This window comes from Gluconobacter sp. DsW_058 (assembly GCF_002153615.1).
Taxonomy (GTDB): Bacteria; Pseudomonadota; Alphaproteobacteria; order Acetobacterales; family Acetobacteraceae; genus Gluconobacter; species Gluconobacter cerinus.
Genome location: NZ_JOPH01000037.1, coordinates 1 through 16,112 on the forward strand (window position 1 = coordinate 1; position 16,112 = coordinate 16,112).

16 protein-coding genes and 1 pseudogene are annotated in these 16,112 nt (G+C 58.2%); 9 read left to right on the forward strand and 8 right to left on the reverse strand.

All coding sequences use genetic code 11. From position 1 onward, the window contains the following. Positions 1-80: 80 nt before the first annotated feature. Positions 81-836, forward strand: a pseudogene (locus HK24_RS07675) (Hint domain-containing protein); the annotation flags it as partial. 93 nt (positions 837-929) lie between these two features. Here the strand turns inward: HK24_RS07675 and HK24_RS07680 are convergent. Continuing rightward, on the reverse strand, positions 930-1,715 hold the full coding sequence (locus HK24_RS07680) for a phosphatase PAP2 family protein (RefSeq protein WP_086633994.1): 786 nt from the start codon (positions 1,713-1,715) through the stop codon (positions 930-932). Positions 1,716-1,896: 181 nt separating this feature from the next. Between HK24_RS07680 and HK24_RS07685 the strand changes: the two genes are divergently transcribed. Further along, positions 1,897-2,178, forward strand: a complete 282-nt coding sequence (locus tag HK24_RS07685) for a SelT/SelW/SelH family protein (protein ID WP_046899997.1) — start codon at positions 1,897-1,899, stop codon at positions 2,176-2,178. On the opposite strand, the gene HK24_RS07690 is transcribed toward HK24_RS07685, so the two are convergent. Next, positions 2,163-2,705 (reverse strand): DinB family protein, encoded by a 543-nt coding sequence (locus HK24_RS07690; RefSeq protein ID WP_086633995.1) that lies wholly within the window; start codon positions 2,703-2,705, stop codon positions 2,163-2,165. The two genes, HK24_RS07685 and HK24_RS07690, sit on opposite strands and share 16 nt — an antisense overlap. A gap of 164 nt (positions 2,706-2,869) precedes the next feature. On the opposite strand from HK24_RS07690, the gene HK24_RS07695 reads away from it, so the two are divergent. Next, positions 2,870-3,925 carry an aromatic ring-hydroxylating dioxygenase subunit alpha gene (locus HK24_RS07695; RefSeq protein ID WP_086633996.1) on the forward strand — a complete coding sequence of 352 codons (1,056 nt, stop codon included), beginning with the start codon at positions 2,870-2,872 and terminating at the stop codon, positions 3,923-3,925. 54 nt (positions 3,926-3,979) lie between these two features. On the opposite strand, the gene HK24_RS07700 is transcribed toward HK24_RS07695, so the two are convergent. The 3 genes from HK24_RS07700 to HK24_RS07710 are packed head-to-tail and all read right to left on the reverse strand — an operon-like array spanning position 3,980 to position 7,323. After that, entirely contained in the window at positions 3,980-5,020 is a 1,041-nt protein-coding gene (locus HK24_RS07700; RefSeq protein WP_086633997.1) for a WD40 repeat domain-containing protein, read from the reverse strand. Next, positions 5,017-6,003, reverse strand: coding sequence for a GTP-binding protein (locus HK24_RS07705; RefSeq protein WP_086633998.1), 987 nt, complete (start codon positions 6,001-6,003; stop codon positions 5,017-5,019). Before HK24_RS07705 ends, HK24_RS07700 begins: the two co-directional genes overlap by 4 nt. Before the next feature lie 21 nt (positions 6,004-6,024). After that, entirely contained in the window at positions 6,025-7,323 is a 1,299-nt protein-coding gene (locus HK24_RS07710) for an O-antigen ligase (RefSeq protein ID WP_233126175.1), read from the reverse strand. 59 nt (positions 7,324-7,382) lie between these two features. On the opposite strand from HK24_RS07710, the gene HK24_RS07715 reads away from it, so the two are divergent. After that, positions 7,383-8,381, forward strand: coding sequence for an aldo/keto reductase (locus tag HK24_RS07715; protein WP_086634031.1), 999 nt, complete (start codon positions 7,383-7,385; stop codon positions 8,379-8,381). On the opposite strand, the gene HK24_RS07720 is transcribed toward HK24_RS07715, so the two are convergent. Both HK24_RS07720 and HK24_RS07725 read right to left on the reverse strand, forming a co-directional pair. Beyond that, positions 8,356-9,435 carry a glycosyltransferase family 4 protein gene (locus HK24_RS07720; protein ID WP_086634030.1) on the reverse strand — a complete coding sequence of 360 codons (1,080 nt, stop codon included), beginning with the start codon at positions 9,433-9,435 and terminating at the stop codon, positions 8,356-8,358. The genes HK24_RS07715 and HK24_RS07720 overlap by 26 nt on opposite strands. Positions 9,436-9,534: 99 nt before the next feature. Continuing rightward, entirely contained in the window at positions 9,535-9,684 is a 150-nt protein-coding gene (locus HK24_RS07725) for a hypothetical protein (RefSeq protein WP_232309094.1), read from the reverse strand. 249 nt (positions 9,685-9,933) lie between these two features. On the opposite strand from HK24_RS07725, the gene mtnA reads away from it, so the two are divergent. Then, entirely contained in the window at positions 9,934-11,031 is a 1,098-nt protein-coding gene (gene mtnA / locus HK24_RS07730; RefSeq protein ID WP_086633999.1) for an S-methyl-5-thioribose-1-phosphate isomerase, read from the forward strand. Positions 11,032-11,304: 273 nt separating this feature from the next. Continuing rightward, the gene (locus HK24_RS07735) at positions 11,305-12,225 is read left to right on the forward strand and encodes a DUF2272 domain-containing protein (RefSeq protein ID WP_086634000.1); all 921 of its coding nucleotides are present in this window, start codon (positions 11,305-11,307) and stop codon (positions 12,223-12,225) included. Here HK24_RS07735 and HK24_RS07740 read toward each other — a convergent pair. After that, positions 12,201-12,593 (reverse strand): rhodanese-like domain-containing protein, encoded by a 393-nt coding sequence (locus tag HK24_RS07740; protein ID WP_174694771.1) that lies wholly within the window; start codon positions 12,591-12,593, stop codon positions 12,201-12,203. The genes HK24_RS07735 and HK24_RS07740 overlap by 25 nt on opposite strands. A 58-nt stretch (positions 12,594-12,651) precedes the next feature. On the opposite strand from HK24_RS07740, the gene HK24_RS07745 reads away from it, so the two are divergent. From HK24_RS07745 to HK24_RS07755, 3 genes are read left to right on the forward strand one after another with little or no spacing between them, the layout of a single operon-like run. After that, positions 12,652-13,695, forward strand: coding sequence for a cysteine synthase A (locus HK24_RS07745; RefSeq protein ID WP_086634001.1), 1,044 nt, complete (start codon positions 12,652-12,654; stop codon positions 13,693-13,695). Positions 13,696-13,755: 60 nt separating this feature from the next. Next, positions 13,756-14,481 carry a response regulator gene (locus HK24_RS07750; RefSeq protein ID WP_046900890.1) on the forward strand — a complete coding sequence of 242 codons (726 nt, stop codon included), beginning with the start codon at positions 13,756-13,758 and terminating at the stop codon, positions 14,479-14,481. 2 nt (positions 14,482-14,483) lie between these two features. After that, a complete protein-coding gene (locus HK24_RS07755; RefSeq protein WP_086634002.1) occupies positions 14,484-16,082 on the forward strand; it encodes an ATP-binding protein in 1,599 nt (532 codons plus the stop codon). Positions 16,083-16,112: the final 30 nt, after the last annotated feature.

The following is a 16,112-nucleotide window of genomic DNA, read 5'->3' on the forward strand; positions in this document are numbered from 1 at the left end:
GCCTTGTCCTTCATGAGTTTCCTCAACATCGCCGCAGCAAGGCTCTGGATTAGGTCTTTTGTCAACACGAGCTAGTCCCGGCCCGTATGCTCGTGAATGGCCGCAGCATTATTTACGATACCTCCATCACATCCTACGATTACTTCCATATCGAGACGGATGTGCATTCTGTCCTTATGTCTGACGGAATGCTGACCGAGAGCTATCTCAACACAGGCAACCGAGACGGCTTCACACAGGATGGCACTGTCGTCAGCCTGAGTAGCCCGGTCCGCACATGGGAAGCTGATGCTGCTGCACCGCTGACTGTCAGCCGCAACAAGGTTGAGCCTGTTCATCACGCTCTTGCCGAGCGCGCGATAAACCTTGGCTTTGATGACGTCCGTGACGCCAGAGCAGTGGTGACAGACCCGGACCTGCATTTGATCACACCAGCCGGTAAAGTGATCCGTCAGTCCCGTGAGAGCAATGGTCGCGCGATCTTCACGTTGCCATCAAACGTCCGCAGCGTGCGCCTTGTCTCAAGAGCAGCCAAACCATCCGACGCGATTGGCCCGTTTGTGGATGATCGTCGTGACCTGGGCGTGCTGGTTGGGAACATCACCCTGTATACTCCCGAGAGTACACGTACGATCACGTCTCATCTGGAAGAGACTGATCTCTCAGGTTGGGCTGACAAAGAGAACTCTGCCATTCGCTGGACACTTGGCGATGCCCAACTCGATCTTGGATCCAGTGCTGTAGAACACGGCATGTCTCTTCTTGCCGTAGAGATCGTTGCTGGCGGACCATACATCGGCCAACCGAACACCGAAGTCTCCGCTCTTCAGGCATAAAACTGAAAACGGCCACCCTACCCAGGGTGGCCGTGTGACGAAGACTCAAAAACAATCCGGCCGTGGAGCTTTCTGCTCTTGGCCGGATTTATATCATTCAGACAAAATGGAATGTGCGGCGGCGTCTGCTTCTGCAGCACAGTCAGCAGCATCTGGTGCAGGGGCCGTAGCCTTCATGGCGCGCAGTTCTTCCTGAGCGGCGGCAAGATCATCCTGCAATTCCGGAGCCGCAAGAAGCGCATCCATTTCAGACGATGCATTCAGGAAGCCAGCCTGCACGTCCGATTTCCAGTGCGCCCCACAGACAATCCGGCTCTCACCAAAAACACGCCCGCGCTGCAGAAGCATGGTGGCATGTTCAGGCATCAGATGAGCAAGCAGAAGAGCCATGCCATATCCTGCCGTCGTATGGCCTGATGGATATGAGGAATGCAGACCCAATCCCTCGGGAGAGGTGCAGATTGGCAGATTCGTGCCAACGAACGGCCGTGTCCGATGCCAGTAATGTTTGGCTTCTGACGTCCGATGAATGATGGGATTTTCCATGCGCTTCAGCACGATCGCCAGATGGGGCGCCTTGGCCAGATCCAGCGTATAGCCGACGGAGCAGGAGAAATCGCGCACAAGATGCGGCACTTCCAGATCTGCATCTTTCTGTGCAAGCGCCCAGCGTGGCGTATCTTTCAAGGCGCGTGTCTCACGGAAAATACGGTCATCATCCGCCTGCGCGGCACTCCCTGAGGCTGGAGGCTGCGGCAGAACCAGACGGGCATCCGGCACTGCGGATTCCGGCAATGGCTGCCGGGATGGTGTTTCACAGGCAGAAAGAAGAGTAGCGCACATCAGAAGTGCAACAGGCAGGCGGACAGACGACATCATGCGGCGCAGGGTCTCACGAAAGGGAATAAAGACGATCCACTTTCATAATGTTCTCTTCCTGTCGGGGGAAAGTGTTTCTTTATGACCGTTGCAAGTCGTGCCTAGAGACACATCTGAAAGATGGCAGAGTTGCCGTGCTGTGCAATGATGCTCCTCAACGCCTCACCCCAGGAGAAAAGACATGTCCTCCACAGCACCGCGCGTCTCAATCCGATATTGCACGCAATGCAACTGGCTTCTGCGGTCTGGGTGGATGGCGCAGGAACTGCTCTCCACGTTCGGGCAAGCTCTCGGGGAAGTTGCCCTGATCCCTGATACCGGTGGGCGCTTTGAAATTCATGTGGATGACGTGCTCGTCTGGGAACGCAAACGCGATGGGGGATTTCCTGGCCCGAAAGAGCTCAAACAGCGTGTCAGGGATATCATCGCACCTGAACAGGACCTTGGTCACACAGACCGCTGATACTCATCCCGGAGAAAGACTGTCAGGTCATTGGAAGGCCAGCTCTCCGGGATCTGCTTGAGCATGTCGCCTACAAATCCCCGGTGGTAAGTGGCGTGATTGACGACATGAAGAATGATCTGTTCACGGGTCATCACCCCAGGCTGGCCATCAACATATGTGAATGAAATCGGGCAGCTCAAATCATCCACGCTCCATTGCATGACGGCATTCAGATACCACTGATGCATGGATTGCGTGGCCTGCCAGAGCGCTTCGAGATCGGGCACCTCATCGGTCTGACGTGACCGATACCCATGATCCTGACCCTGAAGATGATGGCGGAAAATATCGTCGACGACATAGACATGGTTCAACGTGCCCAAAAGGGTACTGAACGTTGTCTGCCGCGGTTTCACAATCTCCGACTGCGGTAACTTGAGCAGAGCGTCGTATGTCAGCCTGTCAGCCCAGACGCGATATTCCAGGAACATGATAAGCGTCTGCAAATGAGGCGGAGAAGATAGTCTGGGAATAAGGCACCTCATTCCGATATCGTTCCATATGTGCCGTATTTAGCCAATCGAGGCAATTCAGTCAGCCTCTCGTATCTCATTATTAGAACGCTATAAGCATATTTATGCTATATCCGAGAACACCCTATCCATGAAATGATTTGCGAGATCCTTTTTCAGCCCGCGGGGACCCTTCCATGACCGCAGCCTGCGCCAGCCGCTCTCCTGCATCCGTTGACCTGCCACGGAACTGCACGTTCGAACCCGCAGACTGGCAGATTCTTGCCAAGTCCTGGTACCCGGTCGCCCTGTCCCGTGAACTCGGGAAGCGCCCGCTCGGGGCGGTGCTGCTGGATGCACCTCTCGTCATTTACCGCTCTGGAGATGATATCGTCGTTGCCGATGATCTGTGCCCTCATCGTGGTGTGCCATTGAGCATGGGGAATGGAAACGGCGAGACGATTGCCTGTGCCTATCATGGTTTCCGGTTTGGCCAGGATGGCCGTTGCGTGCGTGTCCCTGCGCATCCAGACAGCAAGATCCCGCCGAAGCTCCACCTGAAGACCTACCCCGTTGTAGAGCGGTTCGGCCTCATCTGGACATGCCTGCGCCCCGAAGGAGAAATCAATCTCCCACCGATGCCACACTGGGACGATCCAGCCTTCCAGCAGATCACTTGCCCGTCCATCGACATCAAGGGCTTCGCAGGACGTCAGGTCGAAGGCTTTATTGACGTGGCACATTTTGCCTTCGTCCACACCGAGACTTTTGCAGACCCTGAGAACCCGATCGTTCCCTCCTATTCACCCAAGCTGACGGAAACGGGTTTCGAGGCTGAATACCGCAGCAACGTTTCCAACTTTCCACATGGGCTTCTGGGCGTTGAAGAGTTTGCGGACTTCGAATGGCTCCGGCATTTCCGGGTTTTCCTGCCCTTCACGGCAACGCTGGAAATCCACTTCCCGAACGATGGCAGGCTCGTCATCATGAATGCAGCCTCGCCGGTTTCGGCCCGTGTGACACGCATGTTCGCGCCAATCTGCCGGAATTTCGATACGACCGGCTCCGTTGAGGATGTTTACGAATTCAATCGCCGTGTCTTTGAAGAAGACCGTCAGATTGTTGAGGCGCAGAAGCCGGAAAACCTGCCTCTTGACCCCAACCTTGAGGCGCATGTAATGGCAGATCGCAGTTCCATCGCCTATCGCCGGGGCCTGCGTGGGATGGGGCTGAGCCACTTTTTCACAGCCTGAACGCAAAAAAAGGAGGCCCGAAGGCCTCCTTTTCATGACGGTCTGAAGCGACACTCAGCTTGCTGCGGACAGATCCACAACACCAACTGTTCCATCTTCCGTTCCAAAGATGATAGCCCCGCCCTGCGGGGTAAAGGACACGGACGTCACCTTGCCACGGGCAGCTTTCTGGCCTGAGCAGAGAGGCAGCACACGCTGGTCCCCGCCCCCGATCTCAGCCAGAAGAACAGTCCCGTCTTCGTAGCCGGCCGCAATGATGTCTTCCTTCGGGTTGGGGCAAACAGCGCTGACAAACAGCCCCGGAAGACGGGCAAGCTCGGACGGTGCCTTGCCCATCGGGCCACCACCGAAGAACGGCCACAGCACAATGGCATCCGCCCCGGCCGTCGCCAGCCAACGGCCATTGCGCGTAAACGCCATGGACCGCACCTGCTTGGGATAGCCGCTCATGCGCATGTTGTGCCCATCTGCCAGACGCCAGCCATGCAGATCATTTTCCTGCATGGACGTCACGAGAGCTTCCCCACCCGGATGAATGGCAATGCCAATATGGCTGCCTTTCCATTCGAACGGGCGCACAGTATCGACCTTGGCCTGCACGAACCAGACAGACGCACCGTTGTAATGCGAGGCCGCAACGCGCTTGCCCTTGGCATCAAAAACAATGCCCGTCACAGATGACGGATGATCCAGCTTCTTGAGCGTTGTCGTGCCTTCAGCCGCCCGGACTTCAAGCTCCCGGCCAGCCGAAAAAGCGAAATGTGTGATGGATGACGCAATACAGTCCACCCACCGGCGTCCTTCGCTCAGAACCTCCGTCCGGCCATCAGCATATGTGCGGACAAGCTTTCCGTCCTCGCCGCCCGTCAGAAATGCATCCGGCAGGCTGTCCTGTGACAGGCACAACGCCCCCTCGTGAACCGAGAGAACCGTCCAGGCACCAAGCGTATTCATCTTGTCGCGCGGAATGAGAATGATCTCACCATCCGCCGTGGCAGCAGCCAAAGTCTTGCCATCACGTGACGACACAACGCCGATGATCGGGCTTTCGAAGCGACGTTCTGCGCCGCGATCTTCAATGATTTCCCGTGTCATTCCGCGATGCAGCTTTCAAAGCCGCGACGAAGCTGCGGACGGTTCAGATTACGGCCAATGAAAACCAGACGGGAATCCCGGCTTTCTCCCTCACGGTAGGGGCCGATGAAGTCACCATCTGCCATCATGTGCACGGCCTGAAACGCAAAACGCTGATCTTCACCCTTGAAGTGCAGAATGCCTTTGGACCGCAGGATATCACCACCCTGTTCCTGCAGGAGCGCGCCAATCCAGGCCTGGAAACGCCGCTGGTCAATCAGCTCCTTCACAGAGAGGGAAATGCTGACGATGCCCTCTTCATGGGAGTGATGATCGTTTTCCAGAAAATCCGGCATCGTGGACAGGGCGCGCTGAAGGTCAAAGCCACCACGGTCCAGAATGTCTGTCAGCTTCACGCCGCCATGCTGGGCTTCGTGAATTTCAGCCACGGCATTGATCTGGCGAATGCGGGCAACGATTTCCTTGCGGCGTTCTTCATCGGCAAGGTCGGTCTTGTTCAGAACGATCACATCCGCAAATGCGAGCTGACTGACGGCTTCCGGGCTTTCTTCCAGCGTCTGCATGATGTTGAAGGCATCAACAACTGTCACGACAGCATCAAGACGAGCCTTCTCGCGGATGTTCTCATCCACGAAAAACGTCTGGGCGACAGGCGCCGGATCGGCAAGACCTGTTGTCTCGACAATGATCCCGTCAAAACGGCCACGACGACGCAACAGGCCACCTAGAATGCGGATCAGATCGCCGCGCACAGTGCAGCAGATGCAGCCGTTGTTCATTTCGAACACTTCCTCGTCGGCATCCACCACGAGGTCATTGTCCACGCCAAGCTCACCAAACTCATTGACGACCACGGCATATTTGCGGCCGTGCTCAGCAGTCAGGATATGGTTAAGCAGGGTGGTTTTACCGGCGCCAAGAAAGCCGGTCAGAACAGTAACGGGAACGGTTCCGGCGCGTGCCGGATCACTGGTGCTGGACATGGGGGTGCCTCCGTAATCTGCTTACGATATAGGCCCGCGCGCCGTGTCTTGAAAGCCGTTGCGATAGGCCAACCCCAGACCGAGCATCAGAAATCCCCATCCACCCAACGGCAGATTCATGAAATCCGAAGAGGACGCGATGGGCCATTCCTGAATAAAGACCGCAGCAAAAAGACCGATTGCAATGGCTGAACCCTGCCGTCCCGGCCAGAGCGCCTTGAGCCAGCAGGCCACCATCAGCACAAACAGGATCAGGCCCGGAATGCCGGCATTCACCAGAGCCTGAAGATAATGATTGTGCGGATGCTGAACACAAAGATCGCGCCAGCCTTTTTCTGGCGTTGCCATGGAAAGCCACGACAGACCGCGGAACGTCGCCGGGTCATCACAGTGATGGCGATAGGCGTCATAGCCCTGCCCCAGCAAAGGATGTTCCTGCGCCATCACCACAGCATGCGTGTAAATCTCGCCGTAAGGAGACTGGCTGAAATGCGTCAACTGCTGCCGGGCAAGCACAACGAGATGCGAGAAGCTACCGGGCGACAGCGCACTTGCTGCAAAGATCAGAAGCGGCATCATTGCCGCCGCAACAAGCGCTGCCGGGCGCATCGGCCGATACAGAAGCGCGCAGATGCCAATTCCGAACAGCGACAGCGCGAACGGCATTCTCTGCCCCGCGAGGACCATGACGGCCACAGCAAGAACCGTTGCAGCACAGAGCCCCAGAGTGCGGGACCAACGACTTTTCCACCCCTCGATCAAAGTACAACCAAGCATCAGCATCGGCAGAATAAGGCGTGACAATGGGGCAGCGGCACGGGGATGCGTGTAAGGGCCTGTGAGAGTGCCATCATGGAAGCGCGGCACGCCGAACAGATTTCGCCCGAACGCCGCCTGAACCATAATCTGGAATGCAATGTAAAGCCCGCATCCACACGTGACCCAGAGCGCTCTTCTGCGCCAGACGTCATCGCGCAACAGCCAGCAGCCCAGCGCTGCGGCAGCCAGCGGAAAGCGGATGGCCGCCAGAGACTGGCCCAGTGCCCCATGCCCGGGCGAGACCCAGACTGTGCACAAAACCTGCCAGCCCCACCAACAGAAGGTCGCGATGACCCAGGGCTCTCTTGCCCAGTCCCATTGCCGCGTTCGTGCAGACTGCACCAACAGCAGAACGGCAAGAATATCGAGGTCTGCTTCCGCCAGCCCTCTGAGATGCGTGAGTGTCAGCGGCAGCAGAACAGCAAGCCACTGGCCGAGGCGGGTCAGGGAAAAAGAAGACAGGCGCATGGACATTGTGGATGGCGGGTTTCGACTTTCCATGCAACCACCTCCATCCGAATGCGCTTTTTTGAAACAGTCCCTTTCTTATGGAGACAGGCATGTCCTCAGACACCATTCTCATTCCCGGCATCGACACTCCGGTTTCCCGCGTGGCTCTCGGCACCTGGGCCATTGGCGGCTGGATGTGGGGCGGGCCGGACGATGAAAACGGCGTTCGCACCATCCATGCAGCTCTCGATGACGGCATCAATTTCATCGACACGGCACCCGTCTATGGCTTCGGGCACTCAGAAGAAGTTGTTGGCCGCGCACTGGCCGAAAAGCCCAACAAGGCTTTCGTCGCGACAAAGCTGGGCCTGAACTGGACGGATGATAAACCCGAAGACCGCAAGGTTTTCCGTGACTCCCGCCCTGCCCGCATCCGCAAGGAAGTGGAAGACTCCCTGCGCCGCCTGCGGGTCGAGACGATTGATCTCGAACAGATCCATTGGCCCGATGACAAGACGCCCATCGATGAAAGCGCACGCGAACTGCAGAAACTTCATCAGGAAGGCAAGATCCGGGCGCTCGGCGTTAGCAACTTCTCGCCGGAGCAGATGGATATTTTTCGCGAAGTTGCCCCACTCGCAACAATTCAGCCCCCGCTGAACCTGTTCGAACGCACCTGCGAAAAAGATATTCTCCCATACGCCAAGAAGAATAACGCCGTGGTGCTCGCTTACGGCGCGCTCTGCCGCGGACTGCTCTCCGGCAAGATGAACAAGGACACGAGCTTCCCAAAAGATGACCTGCGTTCAGGTGATCCGAAGTTCCAGAAGCCGAAATCCGAGAGCTATCTCGCTGCGGTCGAAGACTTCAAGGAGTTGGCCGCCAAGCGCGACAAGTCCGTTCTCGCCTTCGCTGTACGCTGGGTTCTGGATCAGGGGCCAGTCATCGCACTCTGGGGTGCACGCAAGCCTGAACAGGTCTCCGGCGTGAAGGATGTCTTCGGCTGGTCTCTGACCGACGAGGAAAAGAAGGCCGTAGACGAAATTCTGGCACGTCACGTCCCGGATGCGATCGACCCGACCTTCATGGGGCCGCCAAACCGCGACTGAAAGCAATGGCTGCCTGACGCAATGCGACAAGGCGCGCGCGGGCAGCCTCCAGACTGAACAGAGCAGCCCGCTCGCGGCCCTTACGGCCCAGCTCCGCTCTGAGTGCCGGGTTATCCATCAGTTGACCCAGCGCCGCCTCTAGCGCTCCGGAAGCATCCGGGGCCGCTAGCAGGGCCGCGTCCCCGACTACATCCGGTAGCGCGCCAAATGGCGAGACGATCACAGCCGCCCCGCACGCCATGGCTTCCAGCGCCGTCATGCCAAATGGCTCCGGCCAGCGGCTTGGCACAACAACAATGGCCGCTTCCGTCATGGCTTCCAGAACATCCGGATGGGACCGATAGCCCGTCATCAAAACATCAGCCTGTGCCGCCTGAGGGCGCAGCCGAGTCAAAAACGGTGTTTCCGGTGAATCCGGGCCAAATCTGTCAGCGCCCATAATGACAGCTGTCCAGTCCGGATACTGATGCCGAAGACTTGCCCAGGCCGAGACAAAAGCATCTACCCCCTTGTCTGCGACCACCCGTCCCGCGAACAGAACCTGTTTTTTCCGCGGGCGCTCAGCTGGCAATACGGACAGATCCACGCAGTTCGGCTGAATTTCGACGCGTGGCGGTATATCGCTGCCTTCTGCAAAACACGTCGCAACCCATCGGGACACAGCACACACCAGCACCTTCGCGGCGAGCCGGGACCTCTCTTTCGCAGTTTTGGCGCCCCTCATGGAGCGCGGATCATTGTGCAGAATCAGCCGGACGGGAGCGACACGAGACAGCGCCATGGCCAGATCGGGCCTGTTATGAACCTCGATCAGATCGGGCCGGAAGTGTCGGGCTGCGCGAACGCAGGACAGCGCATAGCTCAGGCGTTGAGGGAGTGGCCATATGCCACGCTTCAGGGGAACAAATTTGCCGCCCGGCAATGGCACGCCGGAGACAGCTCTGCCGATAACCCGATCATCACAGAGGGCCACGCGGCTGACGAGCAGGGAAATCGCGCCAGCGTGGCCCTCAGCATAAAGTTCACGCGGCGGCAGAACCGTCAGTACACGCAGAGACACTGCTCAGCCCTTTTCCAGATCCGGCCCGACAAACAAGGGGCCGAGCGAGGATGAGGCTTAACAGCCTGAGACAGAAGAGTGAAAGAGGCCTTCTCAGGAAGAGATCTGGCGCTTTTCCTGTTCTAGCTTCTGGCGGCGCACCACTTTACGATTCTCCCGTAGCAGACGGTATTTTTCCAGTGCCGTCATGTTGGCAGACCTGTTTTTCGTGGAAAGACGTGGCTGAGCGTCAGACGAGCGCACGGCTGTATTTCCGGGGTTCACGAGAGAGGCCATTATCTTTCCCTACAGCTAGAAAGAGAATCCAGACACGAAACGTAATACAATTCATACTACCGGTTTCTGAACACTCGCAAGGCAATATCCGCCCAACGCGCAATACGGCCCGGGGGTTTCCACTCTTGAGTTCGCGGAGTGTATCGCGCACATGCGCTATAAGACGTCTTTTCTGTTCCGCGCCCTGAATGCCGGAGCGTCTCCCAGGAGCATCCAATGAAGATCAATGGCATTGCCTATCGCAGCATCTGGCGCCCGTCTGACGACGCCAAAAGCATCCGCATTTTCGATCAGACCCGCTTTCCGTGGGAAGTGGAGGTGCTTGAACTCCGCGACGTCGGCGCTGTCGCGCATGCAATCCGCAGCATGCAGGTTCGGGGTGCTCCGCTGATTGGTGCCGTTGCGGCCTATGGTCTGGTTTTTGCCCTGCAGAACGACGCATCCGATGCGGCACTGGAAAAAGCGGCTGCCGATCTGATCGAGACACGCCCGACTGCCATCAACCTGCGCTGGGCCATTGAACGCATGGTGACGCGTCTGCGCGCGCTCACGCCAGCAGAGCGCGTTGAAGCCGGATATATGGAAGCAGATGCAATCTGTGATGAGGACGTGCAGGTCAATGAAGCCATCGGCCGCCATGGACTGGACCTGATCCGCGAAATCTGGGAGCGCAAGGGTAAGACAGGCCGCGTCAATCTTCTCACGCACTGCAATGCCGGCTGGATTGCCACGGTAGACTGGGGAACAGCACTGGCCCCCATTTACATGGCGCACGACGAAGGCATCCCGGTGCATGTCTGGGTGGATGAGACACGCCCCCGCAATCAGGGCAGCCTACTCACAGCCTGGGAACTCGGCAGCCATGGTGTCGCGCATACCGTCATCGCGGACAATGCTGGCGGCCATTACATGCAGGCTGGCGATGTGGACATGGTCATCGTTGGAACGGACCGCGTAACGGCGCAGGGCGATGTGGCCAACAAGATTGGCACCTACCTCAAGGCGCTCGCAGCCAAAGACAACAACATCCCGTTCTGGGTGGCACTCCCGTCTTCCACGATCGACTGGCGTGTTCGGGACGGCGTGAAGGAAATCCCGATTGAAGAGCGTAGCCAGACCGAAGTCCTGTTCATGACGGGTCTGACGGATAACGGCGCTCCGGGCCGCGTCCGTATTGCACCGGATAACAGCCCGGCCGCCAACCCGGCATTCGACGTCACACCTGCCCGTCTGGTCACAGGCCTGATTACGGAACGCGGCCGCTGTGATGCTTCGGAAGAAGGGCTGAAGGGGCTGTTCCCTGACGGGCAGTAAACCCGCCTCCTGACAGTCCTGTGAGGATAGGCCCCTGCCAGAAACAGGGGCCTGACTTGCCTTCAACATGAGGGTGTACGCTTCTGTCGATGCACCCGGGTTTGCACTCTGTCAGAGTTTCCTCATTAGGGTGCGCCTGATCAGTCCGCCCCGCTAAAACTCTACGCAAAATAACGGCATCGGTTGCGAGCAGTCACGCCATGCTCTGCCCCAACTCTTGACGCCCCATCGCACTTGCCGTTCAAGATGCAGGTTCATCGAGCCAGCATGAGGATGATTGTGTCAGACTCGCATATTTTCTGGCGAACAGCTGCTACGGCCGCCCTGTTCGCACTGACCGGCTGCGCCAGTCAGAACAGTGTCCGTCCGTATCCGGCCCAGACTCCCAACGCACAGTATGCGAACGGCACAACAGGTCCGGTGGGCTACAACAGCCACGTTCCGGACTTTGCGACCCGTAATTTCGAGCCGTTCAACCGTCAGGACGTTGCAGCCATTGCCCTGCGTGAATGGCGAATGTTCGGTGCCCCCGTGTCGGATGATGACCCGGAAGACCGACCGGAACCCACCGATCCTGCCCTGAAACCGGAACGCATTCCGGGATTGTGGCAGCGCATTGGTGAATATTGGTGGATCGGCCAGGACCCGTATGAAACGGAAGCTGGCTGGACGGGCAAAACCGATGCGAACGGCACACGCTTCGAAGCCGTACATGACGGGCGCTACGCCTGGTCGGCAGCATTCATTTCTTACGTCATGCGTGTCGCCGGCGCGAATGACCGCTTCCCGTATTCGCCTAACCACGCGACCTATATCAATGCGGCCGCCAGTGGGCAGTCCAGCGGTGTCAGCGCGCATGATCCGGGAAGCTACACTCCGAAGATCGGCGATCTGATCTGCGTAGGCCGTGGCCGTAGCAAGACCGTGACATTCTCGATGCTGCCTACGTCTTACGGTTTCCCGGCCCATTGCGGCATCGTCGCCGCCGTCAATCAGAATGACCAGCCTTTCGGTCATGAGCTGAGCATCGTTGGCGGCAATGTGGACGACGCCGTGTCCCTGACACATGTTCCCACGGATGCGAACGGCCGGATCGCTGATGGTTCAGGCCACAGCTACGACAGCCGCTATCCGTGGTGCGTCGTCCTTGAAGTCCGTTATGACGCCGATCAGGAACCTGACAGCGGCATGTGAACGAATGGCAGTCCCCCGGCGCGCCAGCCCGTGCCGGGGCCATGCTTGTCTTCGAAGCCATCGACAATATTGCTTACATCCGCATATCCGGCATGTTCAGCCAGAAGCGCTGCATTATGGGAGCGCATCCCCGACCGGCACAGAAACAGGACGCGACTGTTCTGATCAGGCACGGCATTCAGCAGTCCTTCCAGAAACATCTGTTCCAGACCCGGCTGCCACGTCAGACACACAACGGGCCTTGGCAGGGCAGAAGAATCGGGCAGGCCAATCTCCGCCCATTCCACAGGTGTCCGCACATCGACGAGGATGCTGTCGGCTTCATTTGCAAGCACGTCCCATGCCTGCTTTGCTGTCAGTACCTTCATGGCCTTCCTCATCCCTACAAAACGCGGTCTATAATTCCGTTAGCACAGGAGTGAACGTATGACTGACATCACCAGCCCACACCAGTCCGTTTCAGCAGGGTGGCAGAGCACCTCCTCCAGCATGACGGCCGCCATTGGCGGAACGCCGCTCATCCGTCTGAAGCGCGCCTCCGAAGAAACCGGCTGTGACATCTACGGCAAGGCGGAGTTCATGAACCCCGGCGGATCGGTCAAAGACCGTGCAGCACTTGCCATCATCGAAGATGCTTTCCGCACTGGCGCTCTCAAGCCCGGCGGAACCGTTGTCGAAGGAACGGCTGGGAATACTGGCATCGGACTGACGCTGGTGGCGCAGGCCATGGGCTGCAAGGCGATCATCGTCGTGCCGGAAACCCAGAGCCGCGAAAAGCTCGACTTTCTACGCATGATCGGCGCAGACCTGCGACTGGTCCCCGCCAAGCCCTTCCGTGACCCTGGCAACTACGTTCATGTGTCGCGTCGTCTGGCTGAGGAAACCGGTGCTTTCTGGGCTAACCAGTTCGACAATACCGCCAACCGCGAAGGCCATCGCACCACGACAGCCGTCGAAATCTGGAACCAGACGGGCGGAAAGATTGATGCCTTCACCTGCGCGTGCGGCACCGGCGGCACTCTGGCAGGCATCGGAATGGGCCTGCGGGAACAGGCTGCGGCAGCCGGCAAGACAGCCCCAAAGATCGTGCTGGCTGATCCGGAAGGTTCCGCACTCTATGGCTGGGTGAAATCCAACGATCTGACCATCAGCGGCGGTTCCATCACGGAAGGCATTGGCCAAGGACGTGTCACAGCCAACCTTGAGGGCTGCGCACCTGATGATGCAGAGCGAATTGCAGACCCGGAAGCGCTGGAGCAGATCTTTGCCCTGACCGCAGAAGAAGGCCTGTCCGTAGGTGGTTCGTCAGGCATCAATGTTGCAGCAGCTATCCGGACTGCAAGGAAGCTTGGTCCTGGACATACGATTGTTACAATCCTGTGCGATGGAGGGGCAAGGTATCAGTCCAAGCTGTTCAACCCTGAGTTCCTTCGTGCGAAAAACCTCCCGGTTCCCTCCTGGCTGGCGTAAGCACGAAAGTGGCGCGGCGGACCTGAACCGCGCCACAAGCCGATGGAAGGTAACATCATCATGGGTACAGAAACCCTTCCCCATCTTCTGGTCGTCGATGATGACCGTGAAATCCGGGAGCTTCTGAGCAAGTTCCTCGAACGGAACCACTTTCGCGTCACGGCTGCGCGCGATGGTCGTGAAGCCCGAAAAGCCTGGGCCAATGGTCATTACCAGCTTGTGGTTCTGGACCTGATGCTTCCGGGCGAAAGCGGCCTTGAAGTCGCACGCTGGCTGCGCACCCAGGATAATGTCCCCATCATCATGCTGACAGCCATGAGCGATGAAACCGACCGGATTATCGGGCTGGAATTCGGCGCAGATGATTACGTCGCCAAACCGTTCAATCCCCGCGAACTCCTCGCCCGCATTCGCGCTGTGCTGCGCCGGACGGTTGATGCATCCGAAAAGCGCCAGGCCACAGACACCCGCAAGATCATGTTTGCCGGCTGGTGCCTCGACCCGGTCCGCCGCCGTCTGCTCAACCCGGATGGAGCAGAAATCTCCCTGACGGGTGGCGAATATGACCTTTTGATCGCGCTGCTGGAACGCGCCAACCGCGTCCTGACCCGAGACATGCTGCTTGAGCTGCTTCGCGGCCGTCAGGCTGGACCGTTCGACCGCGCCATTGACGTCGCCATCAGCCGCCTGCGTCGCAAGCTGGAAGATGACGGCCGAAATGCACAGGTCATCAAAACCGTGCGTGGTGGTGGTTACGTCCTTGCAGCAGAAGTCGAACGCGTCTGACCGTGCGCTTTTTTCCCAGTTCCCTTGTCGCCCGCACCAGCCTGCTTCTGATTGTCGGGCTGGGCGTTATTGAACTTGCGGGACTGGGTATCCACGCGCTTGACCGCCTTGATCTGGCTGAACGCAGCCAGATGCATGACTATCAGATCCAGGTCTTTTCCATTTACCGCACGATTGCGGAAACAAAGGCGGAAGACCGGAAGAACGCCATAGACGACCTGCACATCCCGTCGAACACAACAGTTCTGCTGCTTCCGACGCCGGATCAGGAAATCCATAGCCATAAAATCCCGCTCCCCTTTTTCGCATCCGGGGGGCTCTCTCAGGGGCGATTTCATGCACCGCCGCCGGGCTTCGGTCCGGGCGGGGCTCCGTTTGGTCCAGGAGGGATGATTGAACCGGGCCTTCCGGGAGCAGCCCCGCCGGGTGAAGAACATCCATCTGGCGCTCCGGAACACGGCCCTTTCCCTGACGAACGGAACTTTGACCGCCCTCATGAAGGCGCCCCCGAAGGATGGTACGGCCCGGGACTGGGTGGCCGCGAAGGATATCGGGAAATCCCGCCTTTCATGCGCGGATCATTCCTGCCTTCATCCCTTTATCCACTTGAAGTCTGGGCCGGGCAGGAACTTCGTACACATTCCACGTCAATGCTGTTGCCGGATGGTCAGTGCTGGCTTGTCATCCGTTACGTCATGCCCTTGCCCAACCCTTTCGAAGCGCCGACATTCATCATTGCGTTCCTGATGATGTCCCTCTTCGGAGGGGCCTTGATCCTCTGGGCCACACGTCGTCTGATCGCCCCCGTCACAACACTGGCCACCGCTGCCGAAGCGCTTGGCCGGGACGTGAACAGCTCAACGGTTCTTCCGGAAAACGGCCCATCAGAGATCCGTCGCGCTGCTATTGCCTTTAACACGATGTCCATGCGGATTCGTCGTTTCGTCTCGGATCGAACGCTCATGCTCACGGCCATTGGGCACGATCTGCGCACACCCATCACACGACTGAAGCTGCGCGCCGAATTCATTGACGATGACGAACTCCGCAACAAAATTCTGGCGGACCTTGATGAAATGGAAGCCATGGTGGCCGCCACACTGGCTTTCGGTCGTGACAGCGCATCTAGTGAGCAGGTTGTCTTCCTTGATCTGCGCACCCTGCTGCAAACCATCATGGATGAAGCAGCCGAGAGCCATCCAGATCAGGCAGATACGCTTGTCTATGAGTTGCCGATGCAGCCAGTCCGCATTCAGGCACGGTCCGTGGCACTGAAGCGCGCACTGAACAATCTCATTCTCAATTCTTTGAAGTATGGTGGAAGTGCGCATGTCACGCTCATTCCACCGACAAAAAAGAAAGAAAAAGATCGCACTGCCCGCATCATCATTGAAGACAATGGCCCCGGCCTTCCCGAGAGCGAGCTTGAACGGGTTTTCGAACCTTTTGTGCGGATCGAAACCAGCCGCAATCGTGAAACAGGTGGCACCGGCCTGGGACTTTCCATCGCCCGGACAATTCTGCGGGCACAGGGCGGCGACGTGCGCCTTCAGAACCGTGGCGAAGGCGGCCTGCGGACGATCATCACACTGGCGGCTTAGCCCCCTCTCCTCATCACTTCTCTGCCATCC